Source organism: Paenibacillus sp. PsM32 (assembly GCF_030433815.1).
Classification (GTDB): domain Bacteria; phylum Bacillota; class Bacilli; order Paenibacillales; family Paenibacillaceae; genus Saccharibacillus; species Saccharibacillus kyungheensis.
The window spans coordinates 97,176-113,766 of record NZ_JARUWY010000013.1 but is presented as its reverse complement, the minus strand read 5'-3'; the positions used below and the strand labels follow the sequence as shown (position 1 = coordinate 113,766).

Sequence of the window (16,591 nt, the reverse complement as noted above, 5' to 3'; positions counted from 1 at the left end):
ACATCAACATCAACATCAACATCAACATCAACATCAACATCAACATCAACATCAAGTGGGAGGGCGTTTATGACGACACGAGCTAAATTGATTGGACCCGCACGCTTTAGTGTAGCTGTTCATGCTCTTGCCGGGCTTGCTTCAAATGGTGGAACATTATCCAGCGCGATGCTTGCTGCTCAAGTTCATTCCCATCCAACCTTTTTACGAAGAATACTAGCTACACTAGCCAGTCATAAAATTGTAGATACCCGAGAAGGACGAGACGGTGGTTATACTTTGCGGATGCCAGCCGATCAATTAACGTTGTCTGCTATCTATCTTGCTATTCGTATCGAACAACCGATTCATGAGTTGCATACTGCTGATGGTATACAAGATAGCCAAAAGGCAAATCAGCGATTGAGTAACATCATGAAAGGCGCAGAACAACAAGTGATAGATTATCTTCAACAATTCACATTAGCTGATATTATAGAAGATTTAGATGATTATTAGACGGATGTTGTGTAATTTCTTATTCAGCTACAAGCAGAGCGGTTATATCAATACACGAAGCACAGGATAAACGTAAAACTGAAAAGTATATCAAAGGACAGTAAGTACTCAGCATAAAGACTCTATTTCTCAACAACATCGTACAGTTGTTATTGAAATAGAGTCTTTGTATGGACTGAATAGACAGAAGTATTATCCTACTTGCTGAATATAAGGAGCTGTACTTTCAAAAAAATATTAAGTCTCTTTTGTCTGTTGTTCTTCTTTGGCAGCACGACGAGCAAACCATGTTGCTAATAACGAACCTGAAATATTATGCCATACACTAAAAATGGCACTTGGCACAGCGGCTAAAGGATTGAAATGAGCTGCAGCTAGACTTGCTCCTAGCCCCGAATTTTGCATACCTGTCTCAAAAACAATAGCTTTACGTTGTGCAGGATTCATACGAATCGCTTTGGCAAACAAATATCCGAGCAAATAACCAAGTCCATTATGTAAAATAACGACAAGGAAAATCAATAATCCTGTTTCCACAATTTTGTCGCGATTTAGACCTACAACAATCGAGACGATCAATACAATCGCAAGCGTAGAAACAAAAGGCAATGCCACTGTAGCCGCTTCTGCTTGTTTGCGAAATAGTGATTTTACAATAACGCCTAGTACAATAGGAACGATCACGACTTTGAGGATATCTAGAATAAGACTGCTTGCACTAATATCCATCCATTGTCCGGCAAGTAACGAAATCATCGCCGGTGTAGCTAGTGGAGCAATCAAAGTCGATACAGAAGCGATAGATACGCCTAGCGCTACATCTCCTTTAGATAAAAAAGTCATAACATTAGAAGATGTACCACTTGGACAACAACCAACAAGAATCACACCCACAGCAATATCAGGCGGAAGTTGCAACGCAATCGCTAGACCATAAGCAAGTAGCGGCATAATAATATAATGTCCTACTACTCCCAATGCAACATCTAACGGACGACGAAACACTTCGCGAAAATCAGCAGAAGACAACGTCAATCCCATTCCAAACATCACGATTCCAAGCAATAACGAAATCTGTCCTTTCAACCCTGTAAATACACCGGGCATAAAAAATCCAAGTAACGCAAATAATATCACCCAGATCGAAAATGTATCCCCTACAAACTTACTAACTTTGGCTACAGCATTCATGATGTAATCTCCTATTCTAAGTAATATATACATAATTAGTTATTGTTTTGACAAGCAATTATAAAAATATAGCTCATCAACGCTTTAATGCGCAAAAACTAAGGTATGCAAATTTTACTATAAAAGATTTTACATGGCTACTGTTTTGATTATTTTTATTGATAAAATTTTTATTAATTCTATCTATTTTTGATTTAGGAAGGCAACAATTGTAATTCCTTATCAATAATAGATATTAACTTCGTTTTATTCGTTAACTCAAAAATACAACGTGCCTTAAAAATATATATTTTTCCTTCTTCAATACGATTCAATTTAATCAAATTGCTACCTACCTGATAATGTAATTCTCCAAACAAATAGAGATTTTCTTCACGTATACATAATTTAATTCCGATTTCTGAATAAAATATAGATTTTTGATATTCTTCAAGGTTGATTAAAGTTTTAGAAAAATTGTAATAGATGCGGAGTTGGATTTTTTTATCTTGAATGAGTGGGAGTTTTTCTAAACTATCCAAAGCTAGAGAAAAAAGCTCAGCTGCTTTAGAAAAATTTTTTAATTGATCATGAATTATTCCTAAACTATTAAGTATTTCAGTTTGCCGTTCAGAATAGATCAAATTAATCCTTGAGGTTAAATGTAAAGCAGTGTAAAGACAATTTGTAGCGTAGTCAACATCCTTATGAATTTGAAAATGGCACATTCCTTCATGCCACAATAAGAATTGTTTTTTTTCTGGAGAATTAAATAAGGGATTATTTTTTTCTTTTTGTACCATCCATAGTGCTTCATCATATTCTTTATCTCTAACGTGTTTTCGTAAAAAGTAGAAAAAATCATTCACATAATCAAACTCAGGACTTTTAACAACTGAAAAAAAATAATCCAGTGTAATACCAAGTCTATTCGTTAATTCGGATAAAGTACTGCTTAAAGGAAGAATATCTCCTTTTTCAATTTTACTAATTTGAGCTTGCGTACAGATATCTTTTGCCAATTGTGTTTGTGACATTCCCATTTCTAATCTGAATTTTTTTAAGGTTGATCCAATAGTTGTGTATTGGTACATAATCTCCTCCTCAAATATAAATGGAATATTCCTACAATTATATTTTATCACGCTAGAGCAAATATATGTTATTTAGTAGCATAAAAACTAAAAAATATAAGACTAGAACCGTTTTTCATGAATTTTAATAATAATGTATGCTGAACTTAGTTAATAAACAGGAGGTGTTGATCGTGAAAAATGTATTCAGGTCATTATGTGTTGGATTAGTATTTCTATCAGCTGTTAACTTCATAATGGGAATAAGCACAGTCACCAAAAACATCTCCATTGAAAAAGATAAAATTCAAGTATCCAAAGAAGTAGAGTTACCTCACGAGAATGGGTTAGAGGTCTAATTAGACTTTTAATAGATATTATTCTAGAAAGGAGGAACCCATTATGAAAAAAAGTATTGTTTTAAAACCTGTTGATATTAAAGATTTAAAAGAAATGGAAGCTAATCGTAGAGCAGCTTCTGGACGTTGTGCAAGCGGTCGTTGTGCTGCAGGTCGTTGCTAATTAAAATACTTAAGAGGTGTAAAGAGCTCCGGCTTTTTACACCTCTATTATTTAATAAGGGTGATGTAGAAAATGATCATTATAGAGGTCATGATTATATACATTTTCTTTACTTTTATAAGCACTTATATTCATGAGTTAGGTCATGCTTTGAGTGCTTATTTTTTGGGAGCAGAACAAGTCGCTATTACTAAGCAAAGAAACTCCTATCAGATAGAATTTAAAACGTACTTTTCATTTTCGTATCCTATTACATTTTCAAAAAATATAATAATTAGTTTTGCAGGAGTAGTTGTACAATTTTTATTTTCTGTTTTATGTATTATTCAACCTTTTTCTATAAGTTTGTCGTTAATTTCGTTGGTGTATATGCCCTATATCTTTTTTAATATTTTATATTTTTATGGTCTGGATGGATATTATGTACTGGAAAATTTAAAAACAGAAGCTGCAAAAAAGTGGAGTGTTGTATTAACCATTATTTTTGGATGCAGTTGGATTTTTGCATGGAATGGATTGTTAGAGATTTGGAATCAACCTTTATTGATAGAGAAAGTCACATATCTTGTACTTAGCCTATTTATATGGGGACAAATTGCAGTGAAGTTCATTCGTAATATTTTAAAAGAAAGAAGGTTAGAATATGACAAATATTAAATATATTTTGGAGAAAAATAATCGTGGAGAATCTATTATAAGCGATGAATCATTAGAATTTTTTTGGACATCAGAGGATATTTCAATACGGAGCAAAGAAAACAAATTAACATTCTATAATATTCAGGAAGATGTTCCTGTAAATGCAAACAGTATTCATATTGTCGGAGTTCCATATAGTTCAGGTTCTAATCACGAAAATAGTTCAGTAGAACAATTTCCCCATACATTACGTTATTTGAGTACCAAGACACCAATTTATCCTTCCCTAAACGATCTATATACTAGCGGAATTTTGGATTTGAATAATGAAAAAATTCTTCATGATTGTGTACTGAATGATTTAGGAGATATCACATTTGTAGAACAATCAAAACAAGAATTAGAATCAAAATTAAACACGTATATAGACCATTTTTGCTCTACAGAATCTCAATTTTCTTTTATTGGCGGTGACCATTCTATTACATACTATATTTTGAAGCAATTAAAAGAGAATGGGAAAAATATTATTTATATTCACTTCGATGCTCATCTGGATTGTGGTTCGGATCCGTTGCGCTTAGATGTAGAAGTAGATCATGGTAATTTTGTACGCCATTTAATACAAGATCAAATTGTAGAGCATGTTGTTCAATTAGGAGTTAGAGGCTTGCGTTCTCTAGGTCAGTATTACGAACACACTAATTTATCTTATATTTCTAGTCAAAAGCTAAATGTTAATTCGGTAAAGAAAGCAATAGAGCCTTTATTAAATAAAAATTCGTATTTCTATATTTCTTTCGATGTAGATGTTTTGGATCCTTCTATATTTCCATATGTTGATTTTCCTTCTTCTGGAGGGGCTTCTATAGAACAGATATTTGAAGTGTTGCAAATGTTTCAGAGCGTGCCTAATATTATTGGCTTTGATGTTGTAGAAGGACAGGGGGCAAATACAGATCATATTCCTTATCAATACGATGTAATCATAAATATTTTTTCTCAATTACTCAATGTATTGAATAAATCCAAAAATATAATAAATGGAGGAGAATGATGATGAATATAAAAACTGAAGATTTAAAAAGTCAATTGAATCAGTTACTTCAAACGGAAAAAGAACTAGGAGTTGAGTATGATGATTTTATGGCTTTAATGAATATATGTAAGGAATTTTTGCCTTTAGATCATACATCTTCTACAGATATCGAAAAAATTTGGATGCAGTATAGACTTAATAATTTAGAACAAAATGAGTATCGTTTTCAGCCAGAATTGTTTACAGGATTTGATGAAATTATTGGTCAAGAACATATATTAGAATGTATCAAAAATAAAGGTGTATTTGGTACTTTTCATTATGGAGCTTATCGATATGTAGCTTTAGAGCTAATCAAACTAGTTAAAGAACATTCATCTTCTTTAGATGTGGTTGTAGATACAGATTCTTATGAAAGCGAAAAAGATCTACACAAATGGAATGAAATAAGAAAAAAAGCAGATGTTAACTATATTATTTCAGAAGAACATGGAAGTGGCTTGAAATTAGTACGTATATTAAAGAATAGAGGAAATATTCTTTTATATTTAGATGGTAATACAGGTTCAGGAGAAGATTCTCAACCTATGTTTTGTGATCATATCACTTCTTCTGTAAACATGAGAAGTGGTATTTATCGACTTGTTTCTTTATTAAAAAAAGAGTTGTGTGTTATTTTAGCTGATCAGCCTCAACCTGGTTACAATAGATTAATTGCCTATAAACCATTTGCAGTATCAAAATCAAATATTAAAGAAGGTGTCGATCAAAGTTATGAATTTTTTCGAGAATCTTTATTGCATCGTCCAGATTTATGGCGCTTCTGGTATAGACACCATCACTATGTAGAAAATTGGCAAGAAATAGCGACAAATCAAGACCTAGCTACTCCTAATATCGATTGGGTTGAAGCAGAATATGGCTTAGGAATTGATTTGAGAACAGGTCACATGTACGAAACTAAAACAAGTTGAGGTAAATATTATGGAATTGTGGAGAAATAAACAATTTATTTATTTGTTTTCAGCACGTTTTGTCGCATTGATTGGGGATGGCTTGTTATTTTTAGTATTATTGAAAATGTTGGAACTAAAAAATACTGGTAGCATAGGGTTGTCTTTCTATTATCTTGCTGCGGGTATTCCAGCATTTTTATTCGCTATACCTGCAGGAGCAGTTGTAGAAAAATCTAATTTACAAAAAACAATGATAGCTACAGATATTGTACGTGCAATATTAATTTTTGTTTTTATTATAATGAATTTGTATGTTACCTATTCACCGATACTGATTTATTGTTTATTATTCCTAATTACTATTAATGACATGTTTTTCTTACCTGCAAGTCAATCTTTACTTCGTTGGATTGTACCTGAACATCTCAGACCGCAAGCCAATGGGCAATTACAAATAGCTATGATGACAGGCAAGTTATTATCTTATTCATTAGGTGCATTTCTTATTAAAATAGGATTAGAGTTAAACGCGTTATTAAGTATAGTGATAATTTCTTTTTTAGTCTCTATATGTATAGTTTTTCAAATAAAGCCACAGATTATCAATCGTGCTGATTCCTCAGAAAAAACATTTCAACTTGCTGTAGAAGGATTGAAATTTATTCAAAATACTAAAATTATAAAAAAAATCTTTATTATATTTGGTTGTGCATGGTTAATAGGTTCATCTATTGATATTTTTTTAATTTCATATCTAAACGATGTATTACAATTAGGTACAGAAGATCTTTACCTGATCACAACATTTTCACTATGCGGTATTGTAATTGGTTCTTTTTTAGGACCCAAATGGTATAGTACAATCAATAAAAAGCTAGGATTTTATCTACCCAGTTTAATTTTTGGACTTGTCATTTTGATGTATGCTATGAAGCTTCCTTTTTTTATACTTTTATTTTCGTTGATGATAGGTGGTATAGCTCAAGGCGTATTTTTGACATTTATTAATTCTTATTTGCAGGAAATTACGTCTCAAGATTATTATGCAAGAGTATCAAGTTTTTATACCTTGTTAATGCAAGGAGCAAGTTTGCCAGGTTTCTTTTTAATCGGTTTTTTAATTCAACAAACAAGCGTAGTGTATGTGGGTTATATCATTGGAATTTATATGATAACATTATCTATATTTTCTTTCTTTTTGTTACCTAATATTAGGAATGAAAATGAGAAAAATATCATCCTTCCTAGAAAATCGTTAGAAGATGATTATGTCTCATAACGTGAAACATCATATGAGTACAATATCCAAGCATGTCTTCATGACATGCTTTTTTGAATGCGATAACTATATAAAGATATTAATTTAATCTAAATTCTATTGTTTTTTATTTCACATATAAGGCATGATAGAGAAATACATCCAATTCGCAAAAAAATGAGGTTAGCATCCCTTACAGTAACAACCATTTCAATACATAAGGAGAATGATCAAATATGCCAATACATAATGATATCCCAGAACGTTATCAGGTCGGTATTTTGTTGTTTGATGAAGTGGAAGTAATGGATTTTGCAGGGCCGTTTGAAGTGTTTTCACTTGCAGAGACGGTAGATAAGCAGAAATTATTTCAAGTACATACGATATCTCCAGATGGTGAACTTATCAGTGCTCGTAACGGACTAAAAGTGCAACCGGATTATGCGATTCAAGATATGCCTGCAATGGATATTTTAATTATTCCCGGTGGGTACGGGGCAGAAGAAATCATTATTCATGATCCTGTCATTATCAAATGGATACAAACACAAGCTCAACAGGTGAAATTACTAGCTTCTATTTGTACCGGTGCATTGGTGCTAGCAGAAGCAGGGCTGTTACAAGGTCTAGAAGCAACTACTCATTGGATGGATCTGGATCGATTGCAACAAGATTATCCTGATGTGATCGTCAAATCAGGTGTGAAATTTGTAGATCAAGGATCGATTATGACATCCGCAGGAATCTCGGCAGGTATCCATTTGGCATTACATATTGTAAGTGAATGGGTTAATATAGACTGTGCTCGAACTATCATCAAACGAATGGATATAGATATTGAGATGTAATGAAACAACTTACTTAGGGAGAAAAGAGTGATTAACGATGTTTCACGGTCAGGCGATTTTGCCAGCAGCCAAAAGTATGAAGCAATTTGAACAAATCTTATCCAGTTCGTATGAATATGGAGTATTTTTGGATACCCATATTGCTCAACTCAAAAATATTTATAAAATGGCAAATCATCATCACAAAAAAATGTTTTTGCATGCCGATCTAGTACATGGTCTCAAAAATGATGAGTATGCAGCTGAATATTTGTGCCAGGAGATTAAGCCTTACGGTATTATTTCGACACGCGGTAATATGATTTTGAAAGCCAAGCAAAAAGGAGTTATCGCTATTCAGCGTGTTTTTATGCTTGATACGATTGCGCTGGAGAAAAGTTATGCTTTATTGCAAAAGACACAGCCTGATTATATTGAAGTCTTACCCGGAGTAGTTCCTCATATGATCAAAGAAGTCATTGAACGCACCAATATTCCTGTATTTGCAGGTGGGTTGATTCGTACAGCTAATGATGTGGAACAAGCACTTGCTGCGGGGGCAACAGCGGTTACGACATCCAATGATCAGTTGTTTGCTCATTACCGTACAGACAAGTAAAAAACAATAATAATGAAGATCACATGAATATTGTCATGTTGACACCGCTTACATGTTACGATATGATGAACTTATCAAGTTAATAATGTGACGGAGAACCGGAGAGCCACGCAAAGACCCCTACATCTAAAGGGGTGGTTTGCAGTGGCTTTTTCTGTTGTCTATCGGTTGAAATAACTTGCTACTTCGAATGGAGGGAAATATAATGTCACCATTTATAGCTGAATTGGTAGGAACGATGATTCTGATTGCATTAGGCGCTGGTGTTTCTGCCGGGGTTGCACTCAAAGGATCTTTTGCAGAAAGTTCTGGTTGGATGGTTATCACCGCAGGTTGGGGTCTTGGAGTAGGAATGGCAGTATATGCTGTCGGCGATATTAGTGGGGCTCATTTGAACCCGGCTGTAACATTAGCACTTGCATTTAACGGCGATTTTCCATGGAGTCAGGTTCCATCATATATTCTGGCACAGATGATCGGAGCTATGGCAGGCGCATTACTGGTCTACTTACAATACTTACCGCACTGGAAAGCAACTCCAGATCCTGCGACTAAATTAGGCGTGTTTTCAACTTCACCGGCTATTAAACATCCTGTCGGAAATATGTTGAGTGAAATTATCGGTACATTTATTTTTGTCATGGTATTGTTATCTATGGGTGCCAATCAATTTACAGAAGGTGTTCATCCATTGATTGTCGGTTTATTAGTTGTTAGTATCGGATTGTCGCTTGGAGGTACAACAGGGTATGCTATTAATCCAGCTCGTGATCTAGGTCCTCGTCTGATGCATACATTGTTACCGATTGCTGGTAAAGGATCTTCCAATTGGCGATACGCTTGGGTTCCATTTATCGGCCCATTGTTAGGCGGTTCGATCGGCGGTCTATTTTATAAAAATGTATTTCAGGGTCAAAGTACTCCGATGTTATGGGTACTATTACTGGTTACTGTGGTTTGCTTGTTTTTCGCTCATCGTTCAGGTCGCAAAACACAAGAATCTGTTTCTAGCAAAGTAACCGCTTAAATCTAAATCTAAAACTATTCACACTATGTATACCACTCAAGGAGGAACTTATTTATGGAAAAATATATTATGGCACTGGATCAAGGAACAACAAGCTCACGCGCAATTTTGTTTAACAAAAAAGGTGAAATTGTATACATGGCACAACGTGAATTTCCACAGTATTTCCCTAAGCCAGGTACAGTAGAACAAAATGCGAATGAAATTTGGAGTTCGATTCTAGCGGTTATCGCTTCTTGTCTGTCCGAGTCTGGAATCAAGCCTGTACAAATCGCAGGGATCGGTATTACGAACCAACGTGAAACCACTGTAGTCTGGGATCGCAAAACAGGAGATCCTGTCTATAATGTACTGGTATGGCAATCTCGCCAAAGTGCTGAAATCTGTGAAGATCTGAAAAAGCGTGATCTAGAACAAACTTTCCGTGATAAAACAGGATTGTTGATCGATCCTTACTTCTCCGGTACGAAAGTAAAATGGATTCTCGATCATGTTGAAGGTACACGTGAACGTGCAGAACGTGGAGAGTTAATGTTCGGTACTATTGATACATGGTTGATCTGGAAATTATCCGGTGGCAAAGCGCATGTAACGGATTATTCTAATGCTTCTCGTACATTAATGTACAATATCTATGAATTGAAATGGGACGAAGAGTTGTTAGATATTCTAGGTGTTCCAGCTTCGATGTTGCCAGAAGTGCGTCCTTCTTCTGAAGTCTATGCGCATACCGTTGATTATCATTTCTTTGGTCAAAATATTCCGATTGCTGGCGCAGCAGGAGATCAACAAGCAGCGCTATTCGGACAAGCTTGCTATGAAAAAGGATCGATCAAAAACACATACGGTACAGGTTGCTTTATGCTTATGAATACTGGTGAAGAACCGATCCGCTCCGAGCATGGTCTAATCACAACGATCGCTTGTGGTGTAGATGGCAAAATTCATTATGCACTAGAAGGAAGTATCTTTGTAGCTGGTTCTGCTATTCAGTGGTTACGTGATGGTCTACGTATGTTCCGAGATGCGGCAGATAGTGAAGCTTATGCTGCACGTGTAGAATCAACAGATGGCGTATATCTTGTACCTGCTTTTGTAGGATTGGGTAGTCCATATTGGGATAGTGAAGTACGTGGAGCCGCATTCGGTCTCAGCCGCGGAACAACCAAAGAACACTTTATTCGTGCTACATTAGAATCACTAGCTTACCAGACCAAAGATGTATTAACCGCAATGGAAAGCGATACAGGGCTTAAAGTAGAATCATTGAAAGTCGATGGCGGCGCAGTAAAAAATAAATTCTTAATGCAGTTCCAAAGCGATATTCTAGGCGTTCCTGTAGATCGTCCTGTAGTGAATGAGACAACAGCGCTAGGAGCAGCTTATCTGGCAGGACTTGCAACAGGTTATTGGACAAGTCTTGATGAGATTGCCGCAGCACATGAAGAATTAAATGATCAATTTACACCGAATATGGAAGAGTCCCGTCGTGAAAGTCTATATGCTGGCTGGCAAAAAGCTGTTCATGCAACTATGGCTTTTAAATAAATAAAGTAAGCAAATAGAATTGAATAAATATGTAATAGCAAAAACCCCTTTTCTAGATTCAAGAGAAGGGGTTTTTGCTATATGTTATTTTCAAAAAAATGGATGCAATCCTTCTCATTCTATGCTAAGATTTCAATTGATAATGATAATCTTTATCATTTAAAAGCGACATATCATAATATAAAAGGCGGTTATACAGCATGTATAGTATCAAAAAGGTAAGTATAATCTTAACGACGATTGTGCTAATTGCTATTCTGGCAGCTTGTGGTCAAAGTACAACACCCACATCTTCTACATCTATATCAACCTCTACAGATACACCAGCAACAACGAATAAGACGATTACATACAAAGCAGCAAATGGTGAAGTCCAAGTACCCGGTCATCCTCAGCGTGTAGTTGTGATAGCAGATAGTTATTACGGATATTTGTATGCATTAGGGATCAAGCCGATTGCAACAATTGATTATGTATTTCAAAGTGCGATTTTAAAAGAAACGACAGAAGGTGTAACCAACTTAGGTAATAACCCGGATGTTGAAAAAGTATTAGCTCTAAATCCAGATCTAATTGTAGTCTGGGATAACGATGAAAATATAGAAAATTATGAGCAAATTGCTCCTACTGTTGCGATCAAATACGGACAATATACGTACAAGGAATTATTGCAAGAATTCGGTAAAATGACAGGCACAGAGGATAAAGCTAAAGAAGTAGCCGCTGCCTGGGAAACCAAAATCAACAAGCTAAAACCACAAGTACAAGCCGCAGTCGGCGATAAAACAGTATCTATTCTACAACCATATGCTAAAGGGATCTATGCGATGGGTGATACGTATGGTCGCGGAGGAGAGATTATTTATCAAGCATTAGGTCTTAAAGGTACACCGATGTTACAAAAAGAAGCTATTGATAGTGGTAAAGGTTTTGCAAGTCTTTCTCTTGAAAATCTGCCTGATTTCGCAGGCGATTATATTTTCACTTCACCGTGGGGTGGAGATGGTGATAAAGATGGAAGTAACGTATACAACAGCAGTCTATGGAAAGACTTGCCGGCAGTGAAAAATAACCACGTATTCAAAATTGATCCGGTCGCTTATTATTTCAACGATCCGATTTCTATGAATGGACAGCTTGATTATATTGTAAAATGCCTAACTCAATCGTAACCCATCATTACTAATGTTTAAAAAATTGTCTAAATTCTTTGCTACCCTAAAGCTAATATGGTACAATACAGTTAACAAGTTAATAATAATGTCATGAGACTTTGGAGAGACCACGAGTACACGCGGTATACAGCCGTTTTAGTGTAATTATTCGTGGTCTCTTTTTTATGGCTTATGATTGGTAAAAATAAACAGTATAGCGCGTTCAAATAAGGGAGGATATACCGATGAATACAACATTTTCAGCACAAAACAGAGCAAATGCATTAGAGCATATGAGCAGTGACGTATTAGATGTACTGGTAATCGGTGGCGGAATTACAGGATCAGGGATTGCTTTAGATGCTGTTACTCGCGGAATGAAAACAGGGCTGGTAGAAATGCAGGATTATGCCGCAGGAACATCCAGTCGTTCTACGAAACTAGTTCATGGTGGATTGCGGTATTTGAAGCAATTTGAAGTGAAGATGGTTGCAGAAGTAGGAAAAGAACGTGCTGTCGTATATGAAAATGGACCGCATGTTACTACACCAGAATGGATGCTACTTCCTTTTCACAAAGGCGGAACATTCGGTAGCTTCAGTACTTCAATCGGTCTACGTGTATACGATTACTTAGCAGGCGTCAAAAGAAATGAACGTCGTAAAATGTTAAGTGTTAAAGAAACGATGGGCAAAGAACCTTTGATCAAAAAAGATGGTCTACAAGGTGGCGGTTATTATGTAGAATACCGTACCGATGATGCTCGTTTAACGATTGAAGTAATCAAAGAAGCAGTAAAACGTGGTGCTTATGCGTCTAACTATACCAAAGCATCTGAATTTATTTATGAAAATGGCAAGCTAAAAGGTGTAAAAGTCACCGATACGATTAGCGGTCAAGAATATAGTATTTTCGCTCGCAAAGTAATCAATGCAGCAGGTCCATGGGTAGATACACTTCGTCAATTAGATAAATCCAAAAAAGGTAAAGTACTACAAATGACTAAAGGGATTCATTTGGTTATCGATCATGAGCGTTTCCCTTTAGAACAAGCTGTTTATTTTGATACACCGGATGGTCGGATGGTATTCGCGATTCCGAGAGATGGCAAAACGTATGTTGGTACAACCGATACCGTCTACAAAGCAGATCCGATCCACCCACAAATGACACTGGAAGATCGTGATTATGTATTAAAAGCGATTAACTATATGTTCCCGAGTGTGAAAGTTACAGCCGCTGATGTCGAATCAAGCTGGGCAGGTGTACGTCCATTGATCTATGAAGAAGGTAAAGATCCTTCTGAAATTTCGCGTAAAGATGAAGTATGGCAATCAGATAGTGGCTTGATTACGATTGCTGGTGGTAAATTAACAGGTTACCGCAAAATGGCGGAAATGGTGATAGATCTAGCTGCTGAATTGATCGGCAAAGAACAAGGCAAAAAATTCAAACCTTGTCAGACCAAACATATGGCAATCTCTGGTGGGGATGTAGGCGGTTCAGCGAACTTACCTGCTTTTATTTTGCAACAAGGAGACAAAGGTAGACAAGCTGGATTAACAATAGAACAAGCGGAATATCTAGCAGGCTTCTACGGTTCCAATGTAAGCAAATTATTTGATCTGGTACGTCAATCAGACTCTATCGCAGATGAATTGAAATTACCAGCAGATATTCGCGCTCGTATTGCGTATGCTATTCAAGAAGAAATGACAGTCAAACCGGTCGATTTCTTTATCCGTCGTACAGGAGCTTTATTCTTCAATATCAATTGGGTACATGAATGGAAACAACCTGTGATCGAATATATGTCCAGACGTTTTAACTGGACAGCCGACCAAAAACGTCGCTACACTGACGAATTAGAAGGACATTTACATGATGCTGTTGTACCTGTCGATGCTCCAACGAAAAGCGAATTTGCAGTCTGATATCAACTTTAATGTAGAATATAATGTATTCAAGGCTCTTCCTTTGTGGAAGGGTCTTTTTATATATAGATTGAAGTCATCTACGACTTTAGTCTAGGTTTATTTTCTTCTATAGGCGGATGAGTTGCAAAGCAAGGTGTGATACAGTGTAATCAAGGATAATCGAATAGAAAAGGGGTGTGTAAGGATCATGATTAAAAAAGCAGTTCTTGCACCGGTATTATTGTTGTTAGGTGTTTATTTATTTTTGAATCCGGGCGGGTCTACAGGGGTAGGAACTATTTTTGCTACATTTTGGCCGACTTTGTTTGTTATTCCGTTAGGGCTATTTTTTCACTGGTTACATTTTTCGTTAATGAATTCCAAACACAAAGGGTTATTGATTCCAGGTGGAATTTTGCTAGGAGCAGGTGTAGTGAGTCAAATCGCTACATTGTTTGATCTTTGGGCTGTGATGTGGCCGGGTTACATACTTGCAGTAGCGTTAGGATTGTTTGAGTTTTACTGGTTAGGTTCTCGTAACAAATGGTTGTTGATTCCGATTAATATTTTGACAGTAATCGGATTGTTGTTTTTCGCTGTCTTTTCGTTAGATTCTGTACTCCATCATGTGGTATTTGTACAACCTTTGGTTGCACTTGCTGTTTTATTAGGCGGAGCATGGTTATTAGTCGATCGTAAGCCGAAAACAAAATAATATAACATATTGAAGTTGTGCATATATAATGAAGTGGTATATGTGATACAACGATTCTAAACAAAGCGATTTGAACAGTAATCTCTGTTCTGATCGCTTTTTTTGTTATGTATCGTTAGGATTTTTTGCATAGAATCAAAGCATAGCAGTCAAAAATGGGTAATGTATTTCATATGTGTACATCTATACATACTTTTAGTGAGCAAATAGATAGATCACGCAAAGGGGAGCAAGGTATGGAATTTTTGAATTTGATATTGGTTATTGTACTGATTTTATTAACAGCCTTTTTTGTAGCATCTGAGTATTCGATTATTCGTGTACGTATTTCCAAGATCAATCAATTGGCCGATGAAGGCAACAAAAATGCAGTTGCTGTTCAGAATATTATTTCCAAATTGGATGAATTTTTATCAGCTTGTCAGTTAGGAACAACGCTCACATCACTAGCACTGGGTTGGTTAGGAGAATCGACGATAGAAGAATTACTTCATCCGATTTTTGTCTGGGTTCATGTTCCAGCAGGATTAGAATCGGTCATATCGTTTATTATCGCCTTTTTGTTACTGACCTATTTCGAAGTGTTGATCGGAGAACTGGTTCCCAAATCGTTCGCTATTCAACTGGCTGAACCGATGGCATTATTCTTTGCTCGTCCGATGATGGTCTTTTACCGCATTACGTATCCATTTAACTGGGTACTGAGTCGTTCAGCACGTCTGATTACCGGTTTATTCGGAGTAAAGCCTATCTCTGAACAAGATGCCGCACAGAGTGAAGCAGAGTTACGATTTGCTCTATCAGAAGGATTCAAAAGTGGTAATATTACACCGACAGAATATCGTTATTTGAATAATGTGTTTGAATTTGATGAATTAGTTGGTAGCGAGATTATGGTTCCACGTACAGAGATGAAGTATATCGGGCATGAAGCGAAATTAGCAGACTTCTATGAACTGGTGAAAGAAGAGCCATACAGCTTGATTCCTGTCGCTCTGGATGGAGACAAAGACCGTATTATTGGATTGCTCAATGTCAAAGAAGTATTGCGTGATGCTGTGAGTCATCCACATACACCTACTGATCCGATTGCGCCTTTTATCAAGCCTGTCTTGCAATTGATAGAGACTGTGCCTGCTCGTGAATTATTAGGGCAAATGCAAAAGCAAAATATTCATATGGCGGTTTTGCTAGATGAGTATGGCGGAACAGCAGGTATGGTGACATTGGAAGATATTTTAGAAGAAATTGTAGGCGATATTCCTTCCAAATCAGATATCGAACCTGCTGCTACGCCAGCGATTCATAAGCTAGGAGACAAGCATTATCGTCTACAACCACTTGCATTGATTCATGAAGTGAATCGTCGTCTAGGAACGGATATCGAAGCCGGCGAAGCGTATACGATTGGTGGATGGATCTGGGCGCAGAAATTTAATATTCATGAAGGTGAATCGGTACGGGTCGAAGAATATGAATTTACCGTAACCCGTATGGAAAACCGTCATATTAAAGAAATTGAAGTGACTACGTTTGAAGAAGAAGATGAAGAAGAGGAGCAAGAGTAATCATTTTCGTCTATTCCGTAACGATGGTATACTATAACAAGTTCGTATAGTAAAAGAGGTGA

15 protein-coding genes are annotated in these 16,591 nt (G+C 36.2%); 13 read left to right on the top strand and 2 right to left on the bottom strand.

The features are described from left to right. Positions 1–69: 69 nt before the first annotated feature. Positions 70–498 carry an RrF2 family transcriptional regulator gene (locus QCD85_RS20360; RefSeq protein WP_301263713.1) on the top strand — a complete coding sequence of 143 codons (429 nt, stop codon included), beginning with the start codon at positions 70–72 and terminating at the stop codon, positions 496–498. Positions 499–735: 237 nt separating this feature from the next. On the opposite strand, the gene QCD85_RS20355 is transcribed toward QCD85_RS20360, so the two are convergent. Next, the gene (locus QCD85_RS20355; RefSeq protein WP_274171847.1) at positions 736–1,689 is read right to left on the bottom strand and encodes a bile acid:sodium symporter family protein; all 954 of its coding nucleotides are present in this window, start codon (positions 1,687–1,689) and stop codon (positions 736–738) included. A 194-nt stretch (positions 1,690–1,883) separates the two neighbouring features. Further along, positions 1,884–2,762, bottom strand: coding sequence for a helix-turn-helix domain-containing protein (locus QCD85_RS20350; RefSeq protein WP_274171848.1), 879 nt, complete (start codon positions 2,760–2,762; stop codon positions 1,884–1,886). Between the two features lie 573 nt (positions 2,763–3,335). On the opposite strand from QCD85_RS20350, the gene QCD85_RS20345 reads away from it, so the two are divergent. From QCD85_RS20345 to QCD85_RS20290, 12 genes are all read left to right on the top strand, one after another. After that, positions 3,336–3,920: a hypothetical protein gene (locus QCD85_RS20345; protein ID WP_301263712.1), complete on the top strand. Its 585-nt coding sequence runs from the start codon at positions 3,336–3,338 to the stop codon at positions 3,918–3,920. Then, positions 3,907–4,959, top strand: a complete 1,053-nt coding sequence (locus tag QCD85_RS20340) for an arginase family protein (protein WP_301263711.1) — start codon at positions 3,907–3,909, stop codon at positions 4,957–4,959. The genes QCD85_RS20345 and QCD85_RS20340 overlap by 14 nt, the downstream gene beginning before the upstream one ends. A gap of 2 nt (positions 4,960–4,961) precedes the next feature. After that, a complete protein-coding gene (locus tag QCD85_RS20335; RefSeq protein ID WP_301263710.1) occupies positions 4,962–5,915 on the top strand; it encodes a hypothetical protein in 954 nt (317 codons plus the stop codon). Between the two features lie 10 nt (positions 5,916–5,925). Beyond that, complete coding sequence (locus QCD85_RS20330) at positions 5,926–7,176, top strand: MFS transporter (protein ID WP_301263709.1); 1,251 nt, start codon at positions 5,926–5,928, stop codon at positions 7,174–7,176. A gap of 233 nt (positions 7,177–7,409) precedes the next feature. Then, positions 7,410–8,003 (top strand): DJ-1/PfpI family protein, encoded by a 594-nt coding sequence (locus tag QCD85_RS20325; protein WP_420540675.1) that lies wholly within the window; start codon positions 7,410–7,412, stop codon positions 8,001–8,003. Positions 8,004–8,040: 37 nt separating this feature from the next. Next, positions 8,041–8,601, top strand: a complete 561-nt coding sequence (locus tag QCD85_RS20320; RefSeq protein ID WP_301263708.1) for a glycerol-3-phosphate responsive antiterminator — start codon at positions 8,041–8,043, stop codon at positions 8,599–8,601. A 205-nt stretch (positions 8,602–8,806) separates the two neighbouring features. Further along, on the top strand, positions 8,807–9,628 hold the full coding sequence (locus QCD85_RS20315) for an MIP/aquaporin family protein (RefSeq protein WP_274171854.1): 822 nt from the start codon (positions 8,807–8,809) through the stop codon (positions 9,626–9,628). A 54-nt stretch (positions 9,629–9,682) separates the two neighbouring features. Then, entirely contained in the window at positions 9,683–11,176 is a 1,494-nt protein-coding gene (gene glpK / locus QCD85_RS20310) for a glycerol kinase GlpK (RefSeq protein WP_204827051.1), read from the top strand. A gap of 200 nt (positions 11,177–11,376) precedes the next feature. After that, positions 11,377–12,348, top strand: coding sequence for an ABC transporter substrate-binding protein (locus QCD85_RS20305; RefSeq protein ID WP_301263707.1), 972 nt, complete (start codon positions 11,377–11,379; stop codon positions 12,346–12,348). Positions 12,349–12,575: 227 nt separating this feature from the next. Further along, positions 12,576–14,264, top strand: a complete 1,689-nt coding sequence (locus QCD85_RS20300; protein ID WP_274171856.1) for a glycerol-3-phosphate dehydrogenase/oxidase — start codon at positions 12,576–12,578, stop codon at positions 14,262–14,264. Between the two features lie 190 nt (positions 14,265–14,454). Beyond that, a complete protein-coding gene (locus QCD85_RS20295) occupies positions 14,455–14,961 on the top strand; it encodes a hypothetical protein (protein ID WP_273613629.1) in 507 nt (168 codons plus the stop codon). Positions 14,962–15,197: 236 nt separating this feature from the next. Continuing rightward, the gene (locus QCD85_RS20290) at positions 15,198–16,529 is read left to right on the top strand and encodes a hemolysin family protein (RefSeq protein WP_301263706.1); all 1,332 of its coding nucleotides are present in this window, start codon (positions 15,198–15,200) and stop codon (positions 16,527–16,529) included. Positions 16,530–16,591: the final 62 nt, after the last annotated feature.

Coding starts and splice junctions, on each gene's coding strand:
- QCD85_RS20315 (WP_274171854.1), top strand. CDS start 8,807: ATGTCACCATTTATAGCTGAATTGGTAGGAACGATGATTCTGATTGCA.
- QCD85_RS20305 (WP_301263707.1), top strand. CDS start 11,377: ATGTATAGTATCAAAAAGGTAAGTATAATCTTAACGACGATTGTGCTA.
- QCD85_RS20350 (WP_274171848.1), bottom strand. CDS start 2,762: ATGTACCAATACACAACTATTGGATCAACCTTAAAAAAATTCAGATTA.
- glpK (WP_204827051.1), top strand. CDS start 9,683: ATGGAAAAATATATTATGGCACTGGATCAAGGAACAACAAGCTCACGC.
- QCD85_RS20300 (WP_274171856.1), top strand. CDS start 12,576: ATGAATACAACATTTTCAGCACAAAACAGAGCAAATGCATTAGAGCAT.
- QCD85_RS20330 (WP_301263709.1), top strand. CDS start 5,926: ATGGAATTGTGGAGAAATAAACAATTTATTTATTTGTTTTCAGCACGT.
- QCD85_RS20355 (WP_274171847.1), bottom strand. CDS start 1,689: ATGAATGCTGTAGCCAAAGTTAGTAAGTTTGTAGGGGATACATTTTCG.
- QCD85_RS20340 (WP_301263711.1), top strand. CDS start 3,907: ATGACAAATATTAAATATATTTTGGAGAAAAATAATCGTGGAGAATCT.
- QCD85_RS20335 (WP_301263710.1), top strand. CDS start 4,962: ATGAATATAAAAACTGAAGATTTAAAAAGTCAATTGAATCAGTTACTT.
- QCD85_RS20290 (WP_301263706.1), top strand. CDS start 15,198: ATGGAATTTTTGAATTTGATATTGGTTATTGTACTGATTTTATTAACA.
- QCD85_RS20295 (WP_273613629.1), top strand. CDS start 14,455: ATGATTAAAAAAGCAGTTCTTGCACCGGTATTATTGTTGTTAGGTGTT.
- QCD85_RS20360 (WP_301263713.1), top strand. CDS start 70: ATGACGACACGAGCTAAATTGATTGGACCCGCACGCTTTAGTGTAGCT.
- QCD85_RS20345 (WP_301263712.1), top strand. CDS start 3,336: ATGATCATTATAGAGGTCATGATTATATACATTTTCTTTACTTTTATA.
- QCD85_RS20320 (WP_301263708.1), top strand. CDS start 8,041: ATGTTTCACGGTCAGGCGATTTTGCCAGCAGCCAAAAGTATGAAGCAA.